Consider the following 22,970-nt stretch of genomic DNA (forward strand, 5'->3'; position numbering starts at 1 on the left):
CCATAAATGTATTAAATATTTAAATGAAACAATTAAAAAAATCTTAATACTTTTATTGTTTACATAGAATAAAAAAATGAAAGAAAACCATAAATACCAGGCATTTGCTGTTTTAAAAAACAGAACCCGTAAGCCTATTGAAGCTGAATCAATTATTATCCAGCTAGAGGAGGAAGAAATTGAAATTCCATTGGCATCATTACATCCTGTTTTTCAGGGGAAATTAACCCTCGCTACCGGATCAGCCATTCAGGGCCGAGAGAATGAAAGAGAACAGGGGACACAGTTCATTATAGAACCTGGAGCCTCTAATGTGATCCATATCACTCCGAAAAAAATCTGATCTCTACAAAATATCCCATAAATGCCGATTTTCCTGTAACCCCTCAATAAAACATTTTTATCTTTGTGAAAAATAGAATTATGAAGTATTTGTTTATCATTGCCTGCTTTGTCTGCTCCATTTTCAGCCAGGCACAGCAACAGCAAAAGCAGGATCCGTGGAAAGACAGCCAGCTGATGGATCCGGCATTATTAGCTTCCAGAATTGTAAAGCATTCAACAAAAGACCTGGTGATCATTTCAGTAGGTCCGGAAGCCATCATTAAAGGTTCTGTAGACATCGGGCCAACCCATGATCCGGAAAATCTGGAAAAACTGAGAAATTATCTTAAAGATATTCCTAAAGACAGAGAAGTTGTCATCTACTGCGGATGCTGCCCTTTTATAAAATGTCCTAATATACGCCCTGCTTTTGCACTATTGATGGAAATGGGCTTTATAAATGCGAAACTTTTAAACCTTCCGAAAAACATCAAAACAGACTGGCTAGATAAAGACTATCCTACAAATGATTAATATGAAAACTGGTTTTACCCTTTTATTTTTAATAATTTTCTCAGGGTCTGTTGCTGCCCAAAGTACAATAGAGGTAGGGAAGAAAGCTCCTGAAATTATAATGGCTAAGGCAGACGGAACCTCATTCACCCTTTCAACATTAAAAGGAAAGGTGGTTCTGATCGACTTCTGGGCAACCTGGTGTGCTCCGTGTGTAGAAGAGCAGCCTGAGCTGAAAACTTTGTACGACACCTATTCTGAACAGGTAAAAAACAATACGTTTGAAATTCTGGGGGTTTCCTTAGATAAAAATAAAGAAAGCTGGCAGAAAGCCATTGACAGGTTTACAATCAAATGGATACAGATCAGCGATTTAAAATTCTGGAAAAGTCCTGTAGCCAAACTTTACGAAATTGATGAACTTCCTTTTAATGTCATCATCGACGGACAGGGAACGATTTTAGCTAAAAATCTTCACGGTAAAGATCTGGAGGATTTTTTAAAGAAAACTTTAAATCAGAATTAAGAAAATAAAATCTTACAAATATTGAAAGAGCAGTGCATACATTACTGCTCTTTATTTTTTTCATATACACTACAAAGCAATTGATATACAGCATACACCAATCCTTTCTATTGTCTTATAGCTTTGAGGTATGAAAAAAAACGTCTTCCTTCGCTTGGGGCTGTCTGTGATACTGCTGATGCATAGTGTGATTTCCATTTTTAGTGGAGATGTTAATAATTTCGGGCATTTTTATCTGGATAACATAGGGTTTAGTCCCTTTGGGATTTATATTGCATGGGCTGTAAAGCTCACACATCTTTTCTCTGTGCCATTACTTTGGTTTGACCGACATATAAAGCCCGTGGCTATTAGTAATATTCTTATTTTCGTTTTTGGAATTTATTTCGTTCATTGGCAAAATGGCTGGTTTGTAGTGGGAGGAGGAACGAATGGCATTGAGTTCAATGTCTTGCTGATCTTCAGTTTTCTGAGCCTTATGTATCCTGAAATTTATTTTAAAAAGCAGAACCGCTTTCCCTGTAAAAAGGATAGCTAAACTTTCTTACCATTCGCAGTTTTTTATTTTAGTTTCCCAAGACTACCATTCAAAATCGTAGTTTGTAGATCATTACTTTAATTTGGTCGACTTATATTTTTATATTTGATTGAACAAATAGTATTTTGTATTCTTAAAATCATGATCAAGCTGAAACCATACAAAAGATCTAAATGGCAGATTCATCTTCTTTTTTGGATATTGTATTATATCCTGGAAGTTTACCTTGACTTTTATTGGTCCAGGTATCAGTTTCCGGATTTCAAATGGTCAGTAAGACTTCAGAATACTCTGATCCTGGAGCTGGGATATCTTTTGATCAAAATGCCGCTTGCTTATGCCTTGCTGTATGTATTTGAAAAGATTCATATTAAGGAAATTTTCAAATATCTTCTCTATATTTTTATCGTGATCACCGCTGTTTTTGGGCATCGCTTTTTAACGCATTATATCATTTACCCTTATATTTATGGAGTTACAGAAACTCTGGACGGAAAGTATCCGTCGGGGTTTATCAATGGGTATGTGGCATTCAATTCTTTTATGGACCTTATTTTTATGGTGGGTCTGATTTTTGGGGTTGAAATTACCCGGCAGAAAAATCTTCTGAAGGAACAGATCTCCCTGCTAAAGTCTGAAAAGCTGGATCAGGAGCTCAGTATGCTGAAGGCACAGATCAATCCGCATTTTCTGTTCAACACCCTCAATAATATTTACGGAATGGCCCTGAAAAAAGCTGATGAAACTCCCGATGTTATCCTTCAGCTTTCCAAGATAATGCGGTATAATATCTATGAAGCAGCAGAAAAAAGGATTTCTATAGCCAAGGATATTGAAAACATTAAAGATTTCATACAGATTCAGAAGATCCGCCACCGCCATCTTACCATAAGCTTTACGGAAGATATCGATCATCCTTCTCAGGAAATTTCTCCGCTGATCTTGATACAATTTGTTGAAAATGCCTTCAAACATGGGGTTTCTGAAAGCTTGGGAGAGACATTTATTACCATCAATATCCGGTTGAAAAATGGAATTCTCACTTATTTCATAGAAAATTCCAAGGAAGAAAAGCCTCATACACATTCCACGAAAATAGGTCAGAAAAATATCCGTAGACAGCTTGAATTGCTTTATCCTCAACACACCCTTTCTGTGGAAAATCAAAACGACCGCTATATTGTAACATTAACCATAGATTTCCATGACACCAAACCCAGCCTCTAAAAAATACAGCTGCATTATCGTAGAAGACGAGCCCATTGCAGCAGAAATTCTGGAAAGTTTTATCTCCAGAGATCAGGAACTGAATCTTGTAGGAAAATGTGCCGATGCTGTATATGCCAGCAGTCTTTTAAGCATTCATCAGGTGGATCTGATCTTTTTGGATCTCCATCTTCCCGTGGTAAAAGGCTTTGATTTTCTGAGGAAAATAAAAAATCCTCCATTCGTTATCGTTACCACTGCTTATCATGAATATGCCGTAGAAGGCTATGAACTCGATATTACGGATTATCTGCTGAAACCTATCCCGTATGAGCGTTTTCTGACAGCCATTGGAAAATTCAAACATTTAATGGAGGCGGAAGACGCTTTACTTGAAATTTCGGAACGTGATTATATCTTCATCAATAGCGGGAAAAAGCAGGTTAAAATTATTTTACATGATATTTTCTACATCGAAAGTTTGAGAGAATATATTAATATTCACACCAAAACAGAAAGCTTCACTTTCAAAATGCCTATCAGCAAAATAGAAGAGGCTTTAAATCCCAAAATGTTTACCCGTATTCATAAATCGTACATTATATCCAAATCAAAAATTGAAGTCAAATCTGCCAATATTATCCAGATTAATGGCAAAAAACTTCCTGTGGGAAGAACGTATAAGCCGTTTCTGGAGCTTTAATATTGAAGAGGAAATTTGTTTAAACTACCCTTCAAAAGTTCTTTGAATTTTCATCCCCTCTAAAACAGGAAAATTCTGAGTCTTTTAGTTTAAAAAGCCAGCCAAATTAAAAGTTTTGTAGATTCTGAATCTCTGTTGATAGATATTTTTTCCGAATTTGTTTTTGTTTATCCAAATTTGTTTTATGAAAAAAGCGCAATAAATAAAGAATATTAAGTCAGGAAAATGAATGTGGTTAGAGTTTATTATTCGAATGTTGAATAATGATTTGGCTTAATGATTAAATAATCTTAAGCCAATTTCTTTTTTTCAGCTATAGATTTATTTTAAAATAGTTTGAGGCCAATGATACCTACAACAATCAGTAATGCAGAAAGCAGTCGTAAAATACCTGCTGAATCCTGAAAAAACAGAATTCCCACCAATAAAGTTCCTACCGCACCAATTCCGGTCCACACTGCATAGGCTGTTCCAATAGGGATGCTTTTCTGAGCATACCAGAGAAAACCGCCGCTAACGGACATACATACGATAGAAAATATAATCCAGCTCAATTTATTATTTTCCGGCTGCTGAGATAATTTAAGGCCCAAAGGCCATCCAATTTCAAAAATTCCTGCGATAATTAATGCAATCCAGTTCATACTCCTTATTTTTAACGATGTTGCTATTATTGAATGAGTTTTTTACAATAAAATGCTTCATCTCAATTACTACCACAAAATTATCATTATCCATTCATATTCAATATAATAAACTGTGTGACACCGCAAAAACCAGAGATGGAACGTATGATACAGACTGTGAACCGTTCAATATTCATGAATAAAATGTAAGTCTGAAAATATCCCTAATATTGATATCTTTATACCGTAAAAAGAGAATCAAGAAGTATCTAATTATGTTGACAGATATCATTACCGTTCACCTTAACGTTATTTTTTGCGGAATCAATCCCGGCTTAAAATCCTCCAATGACGGACATCATTTTTCAGGAAAGAGCAATCGTTTTTGGAAAGTTCTTCACCAATCAGGTTTTACTCCTTATGAAGTTGAAGCAACGAATGATACTTCTATTCTGGATTTCGGACTGGGCCTCACAACTGCTGTTGCAAGAGCAACTTCCCGTGCTGATGAACTTTCAAAAGAAGAGTTTGACAATGCGCTGGGTACTTTTAAAGCAAAAATAACGGAATATCAGCCCCAATATGTGGCTTTTCTCGGCAAAGCGGCTTACAAGGCATTCTCTAAAAAGAAAGAAATTCTATGGGGATTGCAGGCAGAAGATTTCTGTGGGGCAAAAGTATGGGTCTTGCCCAATACCAGCGGTCTGAACCGGGGATTTTCTCTTGCTGATCTTATTTTTTATTACAGCAGTTTTTATCAGGCGGTAAAAAACAGTCAGAACCAGTCATAGACCATACAGAATAATAAAGAGAGCGGCAAAACTGCTCCTCAATTTTTGTACCCGATTATTATTAGTCCCATTTACCAAAATCACACTTAAGGGAAAAAACAGCACATTTACTAATCTAATTCTCCCGGTTAATTATTCATTCTCCCCGGATATTTGATTGTTTGATACATTTAGAACTCAAACCATTAAATAGTACTATGAAAACAAAAGAGTACGAATTCATTAAAAGACATTTTGTCTTATTGGATTCAACAAAAGGGAATCTATGTTCAGGCATACCACAGCGATGTTTCAAAAAAGTGAACCGGCTTTTACTATGTTCGGTCCTTATTACGGCATTTTCATCTCAATTCAGAGCTCAGACCAGAGCCAGTGAACCTGTGAATGAAAAGCCTTATCCGGCGGATCAGGTCATTTCTTTGTATGGTAAAGAAAGGAGTAGTTTTTCCAGTGACATTCAGCGAAGATCTTCAAACACTGTTCCGATTGAACTCCGGTCAAAAGAAATTAAAGAAGTATTGACAGGGCAGGACTATTTCCCTGCAGATCTTTTTTTAAATGAGGGGGTAAAAGCGCCTTCCGGCCACAATCCTCAGGTTCGCCATTACGACAATCAGAATGTTATTTTTGACGGCCAAAAACACGAGAACATCCGGGTTGATGAAATCATTGATCAGTACACTTTAAAGAATGCAGATATTGATTACTCTTATGACAATGCCTACTATCTTTTTCGTGATGCCTCAGGAAATACTATTGCAACGGTATATTATATTGACCGGACTGTAGGATTCTTAAAGTCAGAGTATAAAGTTGTAAGTAAAGGGAAATCTGTTGTTACGTTTCCTCTGCTTGTCGCTCCCAATCCTGCCAAAAATGTGATCAATATTACATATCAGGTGGAAAAAGAGAGCCAGGCCAGCCTTCAGATCATAGATATAAATGGCCGTACTGCAGATACTGTATTCATTGATAAGCAGATTAAGAGCGGAAGACATACGGTACAGCATAACATCAATCTTCCGGCCGGCAATTATCTGATAAAGTTCAATGCTCAGGGACAGGCGCCTGTTACTCAAAAAATCATTGTTCAATAAAATGCAGTCAATTATGAAAAAATTAATTATACTTTTAACCTGCATGTTATGGAGCATAACGTGCATGAATGCCCAATGTCCCAATGGTGATGCAGAAATGGGGGATTTCAGCAACTGGCAGACCTATGTTGGAAGCAACACCACAGGAACCCTGAATTTATCAACCTTTACTCCAAGTCTTTCACCTACCCAGCATACCGTGACGGGAATAGGCAATGACCCGATATTAGGAGCTTCTTTACCCATGGTGGGAGAAGGCAACAGTGCTTTCAGATTAGGAAACTCTACCGCTATGAACGGTGCGGAGATCATGTCTTATACTTTCACAGCAGGAAGCTCTATATCATTTATGTATGCTTTGGTTTTACAGGGAGCCCACACTGATTCTATGATCAATGGATTTTTCAGTTACTGGGTCAGCAGAACCAATGACCTTGCCAACAGTACGGCACCTGGCAATCTGGTCATTGCCCCTGTTAAAATCAACGGCAGCAACGTCGCTGATCCATTCCTTCAATCCACAAGCTATAATGGAGAGCCTCTGTCGTGGAAAGAGTGGCAGACCTTGTGTCTTCCTATTCCTTCTCAGGATGTCGGCCAGCAGCTGACCATTTATTTTGCAACAGCAGACTGCAGGGATAGCGGACATTTTGGCTATGCGTATATTGATGCCCTTTGCAAGCCGGTACCTCCTGAACCTGTACTTGTAGGCCCTTCTACGGTATGTAATATTGATGATCCCATTCTTTTTAGCGGAAGCCGCACAACTAATGAATCTCAGTATGTATGGTTTGCCCAGGAATGTGATGCCATGGGGAACCTCATCGGAAGTCCTCCTTTTGCTGTCATCCGTAATGGGCCTGTAGGAACGTACAGTTTACGGTCCAGCGGGATAAATTTACAAAGCGGGCATTATTATAAGGTTACCCTCCAGGTCCGTAACTGTACCAGTGGCTGGGTAGTGATTTCCAAAATTGTTAAAATAGAATTCCCCATCATTCAGACAAGCAATAAGGTGATTTGCTGTGGCTCAAGCGTTAAATTAAGAGCCAGTGTTAATGCTCCGGGTAATGGTGCAGCCACCAGTTACAAATGGTATGATGAAGCGGGTAATTTTATAGGTAACGGCAGCGTATCCTATAGCGGACCTATTGGTGGGCCCTTTACTCCCGCTAACGATATCAGTGTAACACCTACCAAGTGTACCAAGTACAGGGTTGTATTTGAATATAACGGCTGTAAAAATTCACAATGGGTATATGTTACTCTTATTCAGAATGTCAGAGGCGCTTTCAGCTGTGTAAGTTATAATAACTGTACAGGATCAGGCACTGTGAAATTTAACCCGTGGATCAAACTTTGTGGTAATGAAGCTGAAGTAGGTCCTGATTACAACTTCCATATGCAGCAGGCTACAAACAGCATTAAGTATTCCTGGAATACAGGGAGCACCAGTGATACCTCTGCCGTGACAGGAAATACAACCTCCACGGTGACTGTTACAAGTGCTTGCGGAACGAATACAGCAACGGTCACTCCTCCGGTTTTTACAGGCGCTTTTCCAGGCTTATTTAAACCTACGGGCATGTCTGTTACCAATCCGTTTGTTATTTACAACACAATGATGAACCAATATGCCATACCTGCATACAATGCCTATTCGTATGAACTTAGTGTGTATGACCGCTGGGGAACCCGTGTTTACTACAAATATGAAACAACCTGTCTCGGTTTTTATAACGGCCAGATCAGTTGGGATGGAAGATACACTCCTGATGCGAACGGTAATCCGGGACCCTATGTTAATATCCCGGGAGTTTACTCATGGTACCTTAAGCTAAGCAACTGTTCCGGCAGTGAAACTTTTAAAGGTGATGTAACTTTTGTACAGTAATTTGATTTCAGATTCAATTTTATAAAAAATCCCGACAAAAAAATGTCGGGATTTCTTTTGCTGTTAGAGCTACAATCTTAATAGAGCAACGCTTATCCTTTATTCGGTTTGCTTACATATTTGTTGCCTTTTACAAAAAACCGCCAGGGTAAAAATGCATCTTCCTGTGCATACGCAACACCTATACGGGGAGCTTTTATAATATCATCGGAGGGATATTGAATTCCGTGATCTTCAATCCATATTTCATTTCCGTCCAGGTCTTTTTTGTTAAAAGATTTATCAATACCTAAAGCTTTGGCTGCAGATCCGGGGCCGGAAGAGATAGCCGCTTTATCGGCAGGCATATTCCGTCTGAGTTCCATGATATCTTTTCCTACAAGAGGCTCAACAGCTCTGATTAATACCGCGTGAGGTTCGTCTTTTACAGAAGTTACAATATTAAACAGATGATGAATTCCGTAACATAAATAAACATAGGAAACACCTCCATGGCTGTACAACGTTTCAGTGCGGTCTGTCCGTCGGCCGCCATAAGCATGGGAAGCTTTATCCAGTACTCCGAAATAGGCTTCTGTTTCTACAATAATCCCGGCTGTTACTTCATCATTTATATCTGTAAAAAGAACTTTTCCCAGAAGATCCTGAGCGAGAAAAAGAACGTCTTGATTGGAATAATAGGAGAGTGGCAGTTTCAAATGAATGGTTTTAGAAATTATTCATTCAAATTTAATGATAATCTTATAAAAATGGAAGAATGTAATAAGAATGAAAAAGGTACCACAAAAAGCTACATTTCATAAAATAGTGATTAATTTGGCACATCCATTGTTTCATACTATTCAACATCATTTTACACCACTATAAAAATTTATAGGTTTTGACACTTATTTTCCCCAGATTACTCTGGGGAATTTTTATTTAATTCTGAAACAAAGAAAAAGTCTCACATTACTGTGAGACTCTCGTTATTTATTTTCCTCCAGGAGGACAGTGTTCTTTCAGATATTTGGTAAACAGGGTAGCAAGGTGCAGTGAAGTTCCTTCCCCTTCATTAATAGAGTGTGTACGGTTTGGGTAAGACATCAGCTGAAACTGCTTATTATATTTTACCAGTTCGTTGACGTATACTTCCGTGTTCTGATAGTGTACATTATCATCGCCTGTTCCGTGAACCAGTAAAAGATTTCCTTTTAGATTTTTAGCATAAGCCAGTGGAGATCCATTGACAAAATCTTCTCTGTTCTCCTGTGGAAGCCCCATATATCTTTCCTGGTAGATATTGTCATAGAATAACTGATTGGCCACCGGAGCAATAGCAATCCCCGTCTGGTAAATATCAGGATATTGTCCCAAAAGGTTCAGGGTAGAAGAACCGCCGCCGCTCCAGCCCCATACGGCAACCCTTGAAGTATCTGCATAAGGCCATTTTGCAAATAAAGCTTTCGCTCCCATTGCCTGATCACGGATGTTAAGCTGTCCTATCTTACGGTACACCGATTTCCTCCATTCACGACCTCTTGGAGCAGGGGTTCCGCGGTTTTCAAGAGAAACATATAAATAACCATCTTCAGCCATATTTCCAACATATAACTGATTCCAGCCCGTATAGAAATTATCGGTTACGGTTTGTGATCCCGGTTCTCCATATACTGTAAATACGATGGGATACTTTTTATTAGGATCAAAATTTTTAGGCTTTACCACCCATCCGTCCAGGGTAATACCATCCTGCGTGGTAATCTGGAAAAATTCTGCTTTAGACTTTGCAGGATCTGCTTTTGCTGTTCTTTTGGCAGCAACCAGTTCTTTATGTTCCGGAAGAGAGACTACAGATCCTATTGAAACCGCATTGACGCTGTTATTCGTAAACATCGCGATCTTTCCATTAGGAGATATTGTGTAGTTATTAGATCCTGTATAAGATTCAGGAGTTACTCTTTGAGCTTTTCCTCCTTTCATACTTACTTTATACAGGTATTTCTGAGTCGCATTATTGGGTGAAGCTGAAAAGTAGATTTGTTTGTTCTGAACATCGAAGAACTCAGGTTTTATTACATCGAAAGCATCTTTTGTAATCAATGTTTCCTTACCGCTCATATCTATTTTATAAATATGTCTCCATCCGTCTTTTTCAGAAAGCCAAAGGAATTCTTTTCCATTCTCGATCCAATCCCAGCCACTTGGGTCATTATCGTTCCAGCGGGATTTGATATCAATCCATGCAGCATCTGTTTCCGTATGAATAGTCTTACTGCTGCCGGAAGCGGCATCTGCCACGATGATTTTACTCTGATTCTGCTTTCTGTTCAGTTGCTGGAGAATAACGGATTTAGAATCCAGTACCCATTCCATTCTCGGAATATAGTTTTGTATTTCATCCCCTGCAATATCTGCTTTCTTTGAAGATTTAGAAGCAAGGTCATAGAACCAGATGCTGCATCCTGAAGGATTTTCACCCACCTTCGGATATTCTACCGGAACGGTGAATGAATACAGGCTGTCTGTATTATTGATCATCAGAAAGTTTTTTGTACCTCTTGCATCCAGTTTCCAGTACGCAATTTTGTTACCGTCCGGTGACCAGCGGAAACCATCCTGAGTTCCAAATTCCTCTTCATATACCCAGTCGAAAGTCCCGTTGATCATTCCGTCTGTACCATCGGTAGTAACCTTGGTAAGCTGGTTATTTGAAAGATCTTCAATATAAATATTGTGTTTAGACACATACGCTACTTTTTTGCCATCGGGTGAATATTTTGCAAACATCAGGGATGAAGAAGGCAGGCCCTTCCCAAGCTGTGTAAGTTTTTTAGTGTTTTTATCAAAAATCCAGTAATCACCACGGGTATTGTCTCTCCATACTTTTCTTGTATTGGCAAAGAGTAATAGACTTTTATCATCCGGAGATACCTGAAAACTTTGTACCTGCAATGCTTCAGAACTTCCCGCAGGAACAAGTTCATTACTGTTTAAAAGAGTCTGGTCTTTTCCGGGCTGCAGTACGTCAACAATTTCAACCCCTTTTTTAGTAAACGAATAATAGGCATTGCCATCCGGAGTCCATTGTGTCTTTTGGGCAGCCAGTGGCGACAGACACAGGAAGTACAATGCAATAACCGTTAGTTTTTTTATGTTCTTCATAGATCGTATTTGATTAAGCTAAATGTTCAGCTCTGTAATTTTCAATTTCTTCAACTGTTTTGATCAGTCCGTTCCCAAGAAGTCTGTATCCGTCATCTGTAATCAGGAAATCATCTTCTACACGGATTCCTCCGAAGTTTCGGTATTCATTCACTTTATCATAATTTATAAAGTCTGCATTTTTATTTTCAGCCTGCCAGATATCAATCAGTTCCGGAATTATATAAATACCGGGTTCAACTGTTACTACAAATCCGGATTCAAGAGCCTTTCCTAAGCGTAAAGATTTAAGACCAAATGTCTTTGTATCTTTGGGTTCTTCTTTGGTATAGCCTATGTACTGCTCTCCAAGATCTTCCATATCATGTACATCCAGTCCCATCATATGACCTAATCCACATTGGAAAAATAGAGTATGAGCATGTTTTTTTACCGCTTCCTCAGGATTTCCTTTCATCAGTCCCAGATCTATAAGACCTTCTACCAGATGCTGAGAGGCTTTCAGATGAATATCCTTGAACCTTACTCCAGGTTTCAGAAGTTGCTGGGCATTGTTGAAAGTATTCAGTACAACCTCATACATTTCTTTTTGTTTTGTACTAAAAGTCCTGCTCACAGGAAACGTTCTGGTAAGATCTCCAGCATATCCCATTGCAGTTTCCGCTCCGGAATCATTCAGGAAAAGATCTCCCTCTTTCAAGGTATTGAGACGGTAGTGATTATGCAGGATTCCCCCATTGATGGTTACAATCGGAGGATAGGACATCTGACATTCTTTATTGGCAGCAAGATATTGGATGGCATTGGCAATTTCATATTCTTTAATGCCCGGTTTGGCAGTCCGCATTGCCAGCAAATGCATTTCATTGGATACATTCACTGCCTGTTCTATCTGCACTATTTCCTGAGATTCTTTTATAGAGCGCTGCTTCACAATGGCTTTAATCATCTCTTCAGAAGGCTGCAACGCCTCTATTTTAATACCAAGCAGATCAGCAAGCAAAATTTTATTGGAAGACTGATATGGAGGAAGATAATGGACCTTTCTGCCGAAAGTCTGTGCTTTCATAATATATTGAGAAAGTTCTGTATATGGCATGGTTTCCTGTACTCCGGATTTGAGACTTTTCTCTTTCAGTGTTTCCTGTCTGCCCATCCATACGATGTCATCTATACTTAATTCATCTCCGAAAACAATGGTCTTATTCTCATCAATATCAATAATCGCAGCAATGCGGGGTTCCTGAATTCCGAAGTAATATAAATACGTACTGTCCTGCCGGAAATAATAAGGGTTGTGTTCAAAATTCACAGGGTTCTCTATATTTCCCAGAAACAATAAAATTCCGTTGGCTACATTACTTTGTAATACTTTTCTTCTATCTTGATAGGTTTGTGCTGAAAACATATTATGGGTACTTTTTAATTTAAAGCTTTAAAGTTACGATTTTGTACTATTGACCACTCTTTATTCATGAAAATAAAGAATAATGTAAAGTTTGGATTTTAATTTGATATTCAGTGTTCATATTTTGCTTAAATTCGGTCATATTTTAACCGCAAGCTCATAAAATATTGATTCTATGAAGAGCCTCCAGTTTTCAGTCCCTGCTGATACCAACAAAAGCATCCGCATCCAGGAAGATATAATGCCCAATTTCTATCCCTATTTCCATCGCCATACGGAAACCCAGATCATGTGGATTCTTAAAGGACACGGGACTCTGGCCATAGAACAGAATCTCTTTAATTTTGAGGCTGGTGATATTTTCTATCTGGGCGCCAATCAGTCACATGTTTTCAGAGGTAATTTTGATAAAGATGAAAAACAAAAAGTTCATTCCATCTCCATATTTTTTGATCCTTATAAAAAGATCGCCGCATTTTTCGACTTGCCGGAATTTGGGGAACTTAAAAATTTTATTACCCATTCAGAAGTAGGTTTCCAAGTCGCTCCTAAACTAACAATAAATATCGGGGAAAACATTGCCGCATTACAAAAAACAGAAGGAGTAGAGCAGATCATAGATTTCATCCGGATTTTGAACCATCTTATGCAAAACAGACATCTGCATATACCTTTATCTTCAGAAAAGAATCTGCCTAACCATATTTCAGACTATGATCAAAGAATTATAGATGCCCAGACCTTTATTAAGAAGAATTTTGCCCAAACGAAACTTACCCTTGACAGTATTGCCCGGGAAGCCTGTATGACCCCGCAGGCATTCTGCAGATCTTTTAAAAAACGAACCAGAATCACTTATATTGAATATCTTAATGAGCTCCGTGTACAGCGGGCTTGCAGACTACTGACATCCAGCAATATGTACAGTATTTCTTCTGTTGCTTTTAATAGCGGATTCAACAGTCTTACCAATTTTAACCGGGTTTTCAAATCCATTATGAAATATTCACCTAAAGAATACCTTAAGCATTACAAAGAGGCTACCATAGAGCAATAAATACAACCTGTTAAAATATGGTTAGTATCTATTAAAATATTAACATTTACCGTTTTAAAATTCACCTAGTTTTGAATAAATATTATTTGATATGAGTACAAAACTAAACTGGGAAGGAATTTATCCTGCTGTATTAACTCCTTTTACGAAAGAAGGTGAGATCGACTTTGAAATGTTTGCTCTCAATACGGAAGCCCAGATTAAAGCAGGTGTTCACGGAATCATCCTTGCAGGAACATTGGGTGAAGCCAGCGCTTTGGAAACCGAAGAAAAATTTGAACTGCTGAAATACGCAAAACAGATCACACAGGGAAGAATCCCCGTTATTCTCAACCTTTCTGAAAATACGACCAAAAATGCAGTACACTTCGCTGAAAAAGCTAAAGAATCAGGTGCTGACGGACTTATGCTGCTTCCTCCTATGCGCTATAAAGCAGACAGCCGTGAAGTGGTAGAATATTTTAAAGCGGTAGCTGCTGCTACAGATCTTCCTATCCTCATTTATAATAACCCGGTAGATTATGGAATTTATGTTACTCTTGAAATGTTTGAGGAACTTATTGAGTACCCAACCATTCAGGCGGTTAAAGAATCTACAAGAGATCTTGCCAATGTAACCAGAATGATCAACCGTTTTGGAAAAAGAATCAAAATTCTTGGCGGGGTAGATACTATTTGTCTGGAAACCCTGATGCTTGGGGCAGATGGCCTTGTAGCAGGTCTTGTAGATGCATTTCCTAATGAAACAATGGCAATGTATAATCTTGTTAAAGCAGGTAAATATGACAAAGCTGTAGCAATCTACAGATGGTTTATGCCATTGCTGGAACTTGATATCCACCCAAAGCTTATTCAGTACATCAAGCTGGCAGCTACAGCGGAAGGAATAAGCAGTCCTTATGTAAGAGCTCCACGTCTTGAACTTCATGGAGAGGAAGCTGAAAAAATCAAAAAGATCATTGAAGAAGGTATAGCCAGCCGCCCGATACTATTAACTCCAGAAAAACAAATATGATTGAAACATCAAAAGAAAATATTGACAGGAGAATCCAGATGGCCGCCGAAGCCTATCAGTTTCTGAAAAATACCACTGTAAAAGAAAGGGCGGCCTTTATGAACACCGTTGCCGATAAGATTGAAGTGTTGGGAAAAGAACTTTTGACAACAGCCCATGCTGAAACCTCACTTCCTTTGGCGAGACTTACCGGTGAAAAGGCAAGGACATCAGGACAATGGAGAAGCTACGCCAAAGCTGTAAACACAGGAATATACACAGAACCACGGATCGATCTTGCCCAGCCTGACAGGCAAAAAGGAGACCTCAGAAAATACAATGTAGGGATAGGGCCTGTGGTTGTTTTCGGGGCCAGCAATTTCCCGTTTGCTTTTTCTACAGCGGGCGGTGATACGGCGAGTGCCATTGGAGCAGGCTGTCCCGTCATTGTAAAAGCGCATCCGGCACACCCTAAGACCTCTCAACTAATGGCTGATGCCATAACAGCTGCTGTAAAAGAATTTGGATGGCCTGAAGGAACTTTTAGCCACATTACCGGAGCATCCCATGATATTGGAGCTTATTTAGTTCAGCATAAAGACATCAGAGCCGTTGCATTTACCGGTTCATTTGCTGGAGGAAAAGCTTTGTTTGACATGGCGAACCGCCGTGAAGATCCCATTCCGGTTTTTGCAGAAATGGGCAGTATCAATCCTGTATTTGCCCTGCCGGATTTGCTTGAAAACAGAGCAGAAGCATTCGCTAAAGAATATCTTTTCTCCTTAACATTGGGAGCCGGGCAGTTCTGCACCAACCCGGGAGTATGTATTGCTCTTAAAGGAGAAGCTCTGGACCGTTTTATCATTGCCCTGAAAAACGGAATTCAGGAAGTTATTCCAGCAAAGATGCTTCACAAAGGAATCTATGAAAGCTTTGAAAAACATAAAACCATTGCAGCAGAACAGCCGGAAGTACATAGTATTGCAACAGCAGATACAGAAATTGATGAATGGCAAGCGCGTGCTATGGTGATAGAAACCAGTGCCAAAAACTTTATAAAAAATCCTGTGCTGAGTGAAGAGGTTTTCGGACCCTTTGGGATCATTGTAACTTGTGAAACCCGGGAAGAAATAATGGAAATTGCTAAACAACTGAAAGGACAGTTAACAATTACTCTAGCAGCTACCGAAGAAGATGCCCGGAATAACCTTATGCTGATCAATCTTCTGAAAGATAAATGCGGAAGGTTGCTATTCAACGGAATGCCTACAGGAGTGGAAGTTGTTTATGCCATGCAGCATGGAGGTCCTTTTCCTTCCACAACTGATTCCCGTTTTACCTCTGTAGGTCCGGATGCTGTCAAAAGGTTTATCCGTCCTATTTCTTTCCAAAACTGGCCGGATGAATTTTTACCCGAAGAGCTGAAGAATGAAAACGCTCTACAGATCAGCAGAATAGTAGACGGGGAAGTCAATTCAGGATCATTAAAATTACAGACAACATGAACAGAACATTTTTTTGTATAGATTCGCACACCTGTGGCTGCCCTGTACGTCTTGTTGCAGGAGGTGGTCCCATTCTAAAAGGAAATTCCATGATGGAGCGCAGGCTTCATTTTATGAAAGAATACGACTGGATCCGGAAAGGGCTTATGTTTGAACCCCGTGGTCATGATATGATGAGTGGGAGTATTTTGTATCCGCCTATTGATGAAGAAAATGATATCGGAGTTTTATATATTGAAACCAGCGGATGTCTTCCCATGTGTGGGCACGGAACAATCGGGACCGTAACCATTGCCATAGAAGAAGGCCTGATTTTTCCTAAAATTCCCGGAAAGCTGCGTCTTGAAACACCGGCAGGACTTATTCTCATTGATTACATACAAGAAGGAAAAAAAGTAACGTCTGTAAAACTGACTAATGTAAAATCCTTTCTGTATGCTGAAAATCTGGAAGTTGAATGCCCGGATCTTGGAGTCATAAAAGCTGATGTAGCTTATGGCGGGAACTTCTATGCTATTATTGATCCACAGGAAAATTTCAGTGATATTTCTGATTTTACAGCCAGCCAGCTTATTCATTACGGAAAGATCATCAGAAAATTACTTAATGAAAAATATCAATTTATCCATCCTGAAAATGAACACATTACCGGATTAAGCCACATTCAATGGACAGGCAATCCCAAAGATTCTGAAGCAAGCGGACGAAATGCCGTTTTAGTGGGAGAAAATGCCCTTGACCGCTCACCATGCGGAACAGGTACTTCTGCAAGAATGGCTCAATGGTATGCTAAAGGAAAATTAAAAGAAGGAGAAAAGTTTATCCATGAAAGCTATATCGGATCCCAGTTCATCGGAAGAATTGAAGGAACCGATACTGTAGACGGAAAACCAGCCATCATCCCGTCAGTAGAAGGCTGGGCAAGGATTACCGGTTATAATCACATTATTATTGATGATGAAGATCCTTATTGGCAGGGATTTCAGGTTATGTAAACAAACATATGACACAGAATAAAGGAAAAGCACTCATTATCGGTGCAGGAATAGCAGGTTTAAGCTCCGCCTATTATCTTTTACAGCAAGGCTGGAGTGTAGAAATTCTGGAGCAGAATGATCTTTCCAACAATTGTTCTTATGGCAATGCAGGAATGATCGTACCCAGCCACTTTACTCCGTTGGCAGCACCAGGAGTTGTGGCACAGGGAATCCGCTGGATGTTTGATAGTAAAAGTCCGTTTTATGTAAAGCCTTCACTAAGTACTGATCTGTTTTCCTGGGGAATTAAATTCTTAAAACACTCCAATCAGAAGCATGTAGACCGTTCGGCATCAGCTATCAGGGATCTTAATCTGGCCAGCAGTCTTCTTTATAACGAGATTGCAGCAAAAGATGAATTTAATTTCGAGCTTAATCAAAACGGTATTCTAATGCTTTACAAAACCGAAAAAGTAAGGGAAGAAGAAACAGAACTTGCCCACAAAGCAGTCAGTCTGGGATTATCTGTTGACATTCTGGATCAAAAAGGTATTCAGGAACTTGAGCCCAATATCCGGATGGATGTCATAGGAGGGATCAATTATAAATGTGACGGCCATATGAATCCGATGAAACTGATGAAACAAATGATCTCTTATCTTAAAAATAATGGTGTCGTTTTTTATACCCATCACAAAGTAACCGGAATTGAAACTTCAGAAAGTACGATTAAAGCCGTAATTGCCAATGATAAAAAGTTTACTGCAGATTGTTTCGTCATGACAGGAGGTTCATTTCTACCCGAATTGGCTCAGAAGGCAGGAATCAAAATTCAATTAATGCCCGGCAAAGGATATTCGTTCATGCACACCCCTGAAAATCCGGTCAACACCATGAACCATGCTGCTTTATTACTGGAAGCAAGAGTGGCTGTTACTCCTATGAACGGGCAGATCCGTTTCGGAGGAACTATGGAGCTGGCTTCCCATCATGATAAAATTAACATGAAAAGAGTAGAAGGGATCGTCCGGTCTATTCCTCAATATTTACCTGACTTTCAGATGCATTATAAAAAAGAATCTGAAATCTGGTTTGGTTACAGACCGTGCGCACCGGATGGGCTGCCTTATCTGGGACAATCTTCCCAATTAAAAAACCTGATTATCGCAGGTGGTGGGGGTATGATGGGGCTAAGTTTAGGACCCATTTTTGGAAAAACAGTTTCAGAACTTGCCAATAGCCAAAAGCCAACGGTTGAGATAAAGATATTCAACCCTGAAAGGTTTAGTTAAAAAACATCACATAACACACAAAAAATTATGCCTAAAACCATTTAAATATTCAAATAATTTATTAACAACCAAATCCAAAAATCATGAAAAAATTTAAATTACTACTACTTGTTTCCCTATTTCCAATAATAGGTTTTGCTCAAGAAAATAGACCTCATGAGTGTAAAGCAGATGAAATGATGAAAAAACATTTTGAACTGCACCCTGAATCTAAGGCTGAATATGAAAATTTTGAAAAATTCACCAAAGATTTTGTAAAAAAAATGGAATCAAACAAAACTCCATTGAATAAAAAGGTCAACGCTCCCACCTATATCATCCCTGTGGTTTTTCATGTGTATGGAGAATCTCAGAGTAATGTAAAAGTAAATTACCAAAAAGTAGTTGACTTGCTGCAACAAATCAACTTAAATTTCAATGGAATCAATACTGATTCAAATACTGTGGATTCTGATTTCCAATCTATCAGAGGAGCATTAAGTATTGAATTTCGATTAGCTAAAATTGACCCAACTGGAAAAGCAACAAGCGGAGTGGTATTTCATCCTTTCAAAGGTGGATATGGCAACGGAGGCGGATATGATGCACAAATTGGTTCAGATGCCTGGGATAATACAAAGTATATGAATGTATATATACAAAATGACCTATATGCTAATAAAGATTTATATCAATCAGGAGTTGCCTGGTATCCGGATTCATACATGACTTCAGTGAATACAGCCAGAGTTGTTTATAATGGACGTTATATATTTAATGCTGCAGGAACAGCAGCTTCAAACGAGTTTTCTGATACATTCACTCACGAATTTGGACATTGGTTAAATCTTCAACATACGTTTAATGTTCTTTGTTCAACTGCGAACCCTAGTAATGATGGTGATGGAGTTGCTGACACCCCTGTAGAAAATAATTCTAATGGATTAGGATGTGCAGCTGGCAACAATTGTCTTGGACAAAAAGTGAACGTTGAAAACTATATGGGATACAATGGTTCTTCCGGTTGTTATAAAATGTTTACCAATGGACAAGTTAACAGAATGCTGGCAGCATTAAACCATCCTTCACGAAAGAATTTATGGCAGCCTGCCAACTTAGCCGCAACCGGAGTTGCTAATACTCCGCCTAGATTAACCCTTAGCAACAGTACATTTACAGAGAACTTAAACAATAGTGGGGCCGTGTCATTAGATGGAACAGTAGCATCTGCCCCTACATCAACGATTACGCTAAACGGAGCAACATTTGCCGTACCAAATGGAACAACTCTTACTGCAGGAACACATTTCACTTCTTCATTACCAGCAGGACTAACAGCAACTATAGCAGTTACAAGCCCTACTACTGCTACACTTACCATAAATGGTGCGGCAACCAGTCATCCTAAAAGCCAGGTCCTGAATTCATCAATTACATTCCTTAATCCAGCTATAACAGGAGGTGCAACGTCATTAGGATCCACAACAGCTTTAGCATTAACTTTTTCTTATAAAGATCCTTATAAAATAGTTACAGGAACTCCTCTGGAAAGTTATGCCAACCCAACACCAACAACAGTAACTACCAACTCCGGGGCACCTTGGAAATATTTTATCATTAACCCGGAGCTTAGTGATGATGCAGGGTATGGTGCTTGGTACTATGGAGCAAATCAATTAAAATTTGAAACCTATTGGAAAGGATTAGTATGTGAAACAGGAACACGAAATATTAGTTTAATTCCGGCTTGCACCACTATAACTAATGCAAATAATATAGGTTACCCAACTGGTACTCCCGGACAACTTGACGTATACACTCCTACATATACTAACTGGTCTGGCCAAACCGCTTATGTTGGTTTTAGAAACCAATTCGAAGGCTACAATATTAACGGCTATTTCAAACTGATTGTGGGGGCCAATGGTTCAAATTATTCTGTAACAGAATTTGGATATAATACACAACCATATGGCAGCATTACAACACCTTGTGCATTATCATTATCTACTGCAAACGTTAATACAACAAACTCAGAAACATCCATCTATCCAAATCCAGTTTCTGATGTATTGAATATTAAAACAAAAGGGAAAATTAAATCAATTTCTGTTTACGACATGTTTGGAAGAAAAATGAATGCTAAAGTTATTGGTGATAAGGTTGATGTTAAACACTTCCTAAGCGGAACTTATTTAATTGATATCGAAACCTCTTTAGGGAAATCTTCCCAAAAATTCATTAAAAGATAGAATCAAACTTAAAGCTGGTTTAAAACTCTTTAAATAACAAAACACTTTTCTCAGAAATATGAATAATAGTTTAGTATTCATATGCAGTTGATTGGGCTTAACAGTTAAGCCCAATTTTTTATTATATAGGTTCAGTTCATAATTTATTTATGTACTTTTATTCTGTAATTACAATTTCAATGCATTATAAAAACGAAAGGATTATCATCCGTGAATTTACACCTAAAGAATTTTTATTGTTTTCCACTCTTTTTGAAAATGAGAATGTTACCCGCTATCTGCCTTACAAAACTCCTGAAGAATATAAAGACATGTTTGACAAAGCACTGGCAGATTATGAAGCAGGACCATTCAGCAGATGGGGAATATTTGATACCCAAAATAACGATTTTGTGGGAATGTGCCTGGCCAGAATCTTTCTTGATAATCCTGATCAGTTAGAAATAGGGTATACTTTGGGAGAAAATTACTGGGGAAAAGGACTCGGAACTGAAGTTTGTAAAGCCCTTGTTGATTATTGTTTATCATTAAATCATCAGAAAGATATCGTCGCTGTAACCGATCTTGAGAATATCGGATCTCAGAAAGTCCTTCTGAAAAGCAGCTTTAAGAGAATTGAAAACCTGATGCGCGAGGAGCAGGATAGAGAACTGGCTTATTTTATATTAGAGAAAAAATAAACATATCCTGATATTGAAAAATTTAAACCTTATAGGTTTGTGAAACCTATAAGGTTTATTTAACAGTCAATAAATCAAAGATTTTTTTAGCGTTCAGTGAACCTCTCAGCACCTTATATATAACTTAAAATCAACTTAGGTATTTTTAACTTTTTGCTGACTTTTACAGTTAAGATAGAATAAAGTCCTTCCACGGAAAACATTTCGTTTATACAATAATTTATCATAACTTGCAGAAATTATGATGTCAAAACGTTGCAAATATGCGCTTAAAGCAATGGTCAGATTAGCAAGGAATTACAACCAGGGCTTTCTGTCAACCTCCATTATTGCACAAGATGAGAACATCCCAAAAAAATTTCTGGAACAAATTCTCCTTGAACTTAAAAGAGCGAAACTTGTCAACAGTAAGCAAGGCAAAGTAGGAGGCTACTATTTATTAAAATCGCCTGATGATGTCTCATTAGCAGATATTTACCGGATTTTTGACGGACCTATTGCCCTTACACCATGTGTCTCTTTAAACTTTTACGAAGCCTGTGACGATTGTGTAGATGAAGCAGTCTGCTATCTGAGAAAAGAACTCATCATCGTTCGTGAAAAGACCAGAAAAAGTATGATGGAAGCCACTCTGACTAAGTTTATCAACAAGGATTAAATTTTTTTTATTTAAATTCTACTATTTTGATGGGAGTTATAGAATTTTATATATATTTGCAAGACTTAAATCTCAATCCAAAATGGAATACAGTCTGAAAAATGAATTCGAAAATATTGTAAAAGAGGCTTCTGAAGCTTCTTTTCAAACTAATGGGCTGCAATTACTGACTGAAAGATTTCCGGGTAAAGTAATCTTTTCAACCAGTTTCAGCTATGAAGATCAGGTTATCACTCATCTGATAAAAGATTTAAATATTGAAATTTTTACCTTGGATACGGGAAGACTTTTTGAGCAAACCTACGAAACCTGGACATCTACCAAGGCTTTCTTTAAAAAGAACATCAAAGCATATTATCCGGATACGGAAGAACTCAGAGAGTTTGTTACAGAAAACGGTCCGGACTCATTTTATCAATCTGTAGAAAAGAGGAAGGCGTGCTGTACGATCCGTAAGGTTCATCCCTTAAAAAAAGCGCTGGAAGGATATAAAGTATGGATCACCGGGCTCAGATCTGAACATTCTGCCAACAGACAGAATGTGCCGCAGCTGGAGTGGGATCCGGATAATAAGATCATTAAATATCATCCTATTCTTCACTGGACTTCAGAGCAGGTTGCAGATTATGTAAAAAACCATCATTTACCCTACAATCATCTTCATAAAAAAGGATTTATAAGCATAGGATGCGAACCCTGTACCAGAGCGATCAAGGAAGGGGAAGATTTCAGAGCCGGCCGATGGTGGTGGGAAGATGCCAACAAAAAAGAATGCGGTCTGCATATTCATCAATAAAAAAAGAAAA

22 protein-coding genes are annotated in these 22,970 nt (G+C 38.5%); 18 read left to right on the forward strand and 4 right to left on the reverse strand.

What is annotated here, in order from left to right; all coding sequences use genetic code 11:
• Positions 1 to 76 precede the first annotated feature (76 nt).
• The 6 genes from FW781_RS01445 to FW781_RS01470 all read left to right on the forward strand — a co-directional run bounded on the left by FW781_RS01445 (position 77) and on the right by FW781_RS01470 (position 3,810).
• The gene (locus FW781_RS01445; protein ID WP_149385792.1) at positions 77 to 343 is read left to right on the forward strand and encodes a hypothetical protein; all 267 of its coding nucleotides are present in this window, start codon (positions 77 to 79) and stop codon (positions 341 to 343) included.
• 80 nt (positions 344 to 423) lie between these two features.
• Positions 424 to 858 carry a rhodanese-like domain-containing protein gene (locus FW781_RS01450; protein WP_149385793.1) on the forward strand — a complete coding sequence of 145 codons (435 nt, stop codon included), beginning with the start codon at positions 424 to 426 and terminating at the stop codon, positions 856 to 858.
• Position 859: 1 nt separating this feature from the next.
• Positions 860 to 1,363, forward strand: coding sequence for a TlpA family protein disulfide reductase (locus FW781_RS01455; protein ID WP_228720112.1), 504 nt, complete (start codon positions 860 to 862; stop codon positions 1,361 to 1,363).
• A 130-nt stretch (positions 1,364 to 1,493) separates the two neighbouring features.
• A complete protein-coding gene (locus FW781_RS01460; protein ID WP_149385795.1) occupies positions 1,494 to 1,901 on the forward strand; it encodes a DoxX family protein in 408 nt (135 codons plus the stop codon).
• 141 nt (positions 1,902 to 2,042) lie between these two features.
• Positions 2,043 to 3,128, forward strand: coding sequence for a sensor histidine kinase (locus FW781_RS01465; protein WP_149385796.1), 1,086 nt, complete (start codon positions 2,043 to 2,045; stop codon positions 3,126 to 3,128).
• Entirely contained in the window at positions 3,106 to 3,810 is a 705-nt protein-coding gene (locus FW781_RS01470; RefSeq protein WP_149385797.1) for a LytR/AlgR family response regulator transcription factor, read from the forward strand. Before FW781_RS01465 ends, FW781_RS01470 begins: the two co-directional genes overlap by 23 nt.
• 326 nt (positions 3,811 to 4,136) lie before the next feature.
• Here the strand turns inward: FW781_RS01470 and FW781_RS01475 are convergent, their stop codons facing one another.
• Positions 4,137 to 4,454: a DMT family transporter gene (locus tag FW781_RS01475; RefSeq protein WP_149385798.1), complete on the reverse strand. Its 318-nt coding sequence runs from the start codon at positions 4,452 to 4,454 to the stop codon at positions 4,137 to 4,139.
• A gap of 257 nt (positions 4,455 to 4,711) precedes the next feature.
• Between FW781_RS01475 and mug the strand changes: the two genes are divergently transcribed.
• The 3 genes from mug to FW781_RS01490 all read left to right on the forward strand — a co-directional run bounded on the left by mug (position 4,712) and on the right by FW781_RS01490 (position 8,218).
• Entirely contained in the window at positions 4,712 to 5,227 is a 516-nt protein-coding gene (gene mug / locus FW781_RS01480) for a G/U mismatch-specific DNA glycosylase (protein WP_149385799.1), read from the forward strand.
• 197 nt (positions 5,228 to 5,424) lie between these two features.
• On the forward strand, positions 5,425 to 6,324 hold the full coding sequence (locus tag FW781_RS01485; RefSeq protein WP_149385800.1) for a T9SS type A sorting domain-containing protein: 900 nt from the start codon (positions 5,425 to 5,427) through the stop codon (positions 6,322 to 6,324).
• A gap of 13 nt (positions 6,325 to 6,337) precedes the next feature.
• Entirely contained in the window at positions 6,338 to 8,218 is a 1,881-nt protein-coding gene (locus tag FW781_RS01490) for a hypothetical protein (RefSeq protein WP_149385801.1), read from the forward strand.
• 92 nt (positions 8,219 to 8,310) lie between these two features.
• Here the strand turns inward: FW781_RS01490 and FW781_RS01495 are convergent, their stop codons facing one another.
• The 3 genes from FW781_RS01495 to FW781_RS01505 form a co-directional block, all read right to left on the reverse strand.
• Positions 8,311 to 8,916 (reverse strand): DNA-3-methyladenine glycosylase, encoded by a 606-nt coding sequence (locus FW781_RS01495; protein WP_149385802.1) that lies wholly within the window; start codon positions 8,914 to 8,916, stop codon positions 8,311 to 8,313.
• A 274-nt stretch (positions 8,917 to 9,190) separates the two neighbouring features.
• A complete protein-coding gene (locus FW781_RS01500) occupies positions 9,191 to 11,362 on the reverse strand; it encodes a S9 family peptidase (RefSeq protein WP_149385803.1) in 2,172 nt (723 codons plus the stop codon).
• A gap of 13 nt (positions 11,363 to 11,375) precedes the next feature.
• A complete protein-coding gene (locus tag FW781_RS01505; protein ID WP_149385804.1) occupies positions 11,376 to 12,770 on the reverse strand; it encodes an aminopeptidase P family protein in 1,395 nt (464 codons plus the stop codon).
• 175 nt (positions 12,771 to 12,945) lie between these two features.
• On the opposite strand from FW781_RS01505, the gene FW781_RS01510 reads away from it, so the two are divergent.
• The 9 genes from FW781_RS01510 to FW781_RS01550 all read left to right on the forward strand — a co-directional run bounded on the left by FW781_RS01510 (position 12,946) and on the right by FW781_RS01550 (position 22,960).
• Positions 12,946 to 13,827 carry a helix-turn-helix domain-containing protein gene (locus FW781_RS01510; RefSeq protein ID WP_149385805.1) on the forward strand — a complete coding sequence of 294 codons (882 nt, stop codon included), beginning with the start codon at positions 12,946 to 12,948 and terminating at the stop codon, positions 13,825 to 13,827.
• Positions 13,828 to 13,918: 91 nt separating this feature from the next.
• Positions 13,919 to 14,842, forward strand: a complete 924-nt coding sequence (locus FW781_RS01515; RefSeq protein ID WP_149385806.1) for a dihydrodipicolinate synthase family protein — start codon at positions 13,919 to 13,921, stop codon at positions 14,840 to 14,842.
• On the forward strand, positions 14,839 to 16,326 hold the full coding sequence (locus tag FW781_RS01520; protein WP_149385807.1) for an aldehyde dehydrogenase (NADP(+)): 1,488 nt from the start codon (positions 14,839 to 14,841) through the stop codon (positions 16,324 to 16,326). The genes FW781_RS01515 and FW781_RS01520 overlap by 4 nt, the downstream gene beginning before the upstream one ends.
• Positions 16,323 to 17,321 (forward strand): 4-hydroxyproline epimerase, encoded by a 999-nt coding sequence (locus FW781_RS01525; RefSeq protein ID WP_149385808.1) that lies wholly within the window; start codon positions 16,323 to 16,325, stop codon positions 17,319 to 17,321. The genes FW781_RS01520 and FW781_RS01525 overlap by 4 nt, the downstream gene beginning before the upstream one ends.
• Positions 17,322 to 17,329: 8 nt before the next feature.
• Positions 17,330 to 18,595 carry an NAD(P)/FAD-dependent oxidoreductase gene (locus tag FW781_RS01530; protein ID WP_149385809.1) on the forward strand — a complete coding sequence of 422 codons (1,266 nt, stop codon included), beginning with the start codon at positions 17,330 to 17,332 and terminating at the stop codon, positions 18,593 to 18,595.
• An 83-nt stretch (positions 18,596 to 18,678) separates the two neighbouring features.
• Positions 18,679 to 20,826 carry a M43 family zinc metalloprotease gene (locus tag FW781_RS01535; protein ID WP_149385810.1) on the forward strand — a complete coding sequence of 716 codons (2,148 nt, stop codon included), beginning with the start codon at positions 18,679 to 18,681 and terminating at the stop codon, positions 20,824 to 20,826.
• 179 nt (positions 20,827 to 21,005) lie between these two features.
• Entirely contained in the window at positions 21,006 to 21,506 is a 501-nt protein-coding gene (locus FW781_RS01540) for a GNAT family N-acetyltransferase (RefSeq protein WP_149385811.1), read from the forward strand.
• Between the two features lie 241 nt (positions 21,507 to 21,747).
• Positions 21,748 to 22,164: an RrF2 family transcriptional regulator gene (locus FW781_RS01545; protein ID WP_149385812.1), complete on the forward strand. Its 417-nt coding sequence runs from the start codon at positions 21,748 to 21,750 to the stop codon at positions 22,162 to 22,164.
• A gap of 82 nt (positions 22,165 to 22,246) precedes the next feature.
• Positions 22,247 to 22,960 (forward strand): phosphoadenylyl-sulfate reductase, encoded by a 714-nt coding sequence (locus FW781_RS01550; protein WP_149385813.1) that lies wholly within the window; start codon positions 22,247 to 22,249, stop codon positions 22,958 to 22,960.
• The last annotated feature ends 10 nt before the right edge of the window (positions 22,961 to 22,970 follow it).

Origin of the sequence: Chryseobacterium panacisoli, assembly GCF_008274625.1 — a bacterium.
GTDB lineage: Bacteria > Bacteroidota > Bacteroidia > Flavobacteriales > Weeksellaceae > Chryseobacterium > Chryseobacterium panacisoli.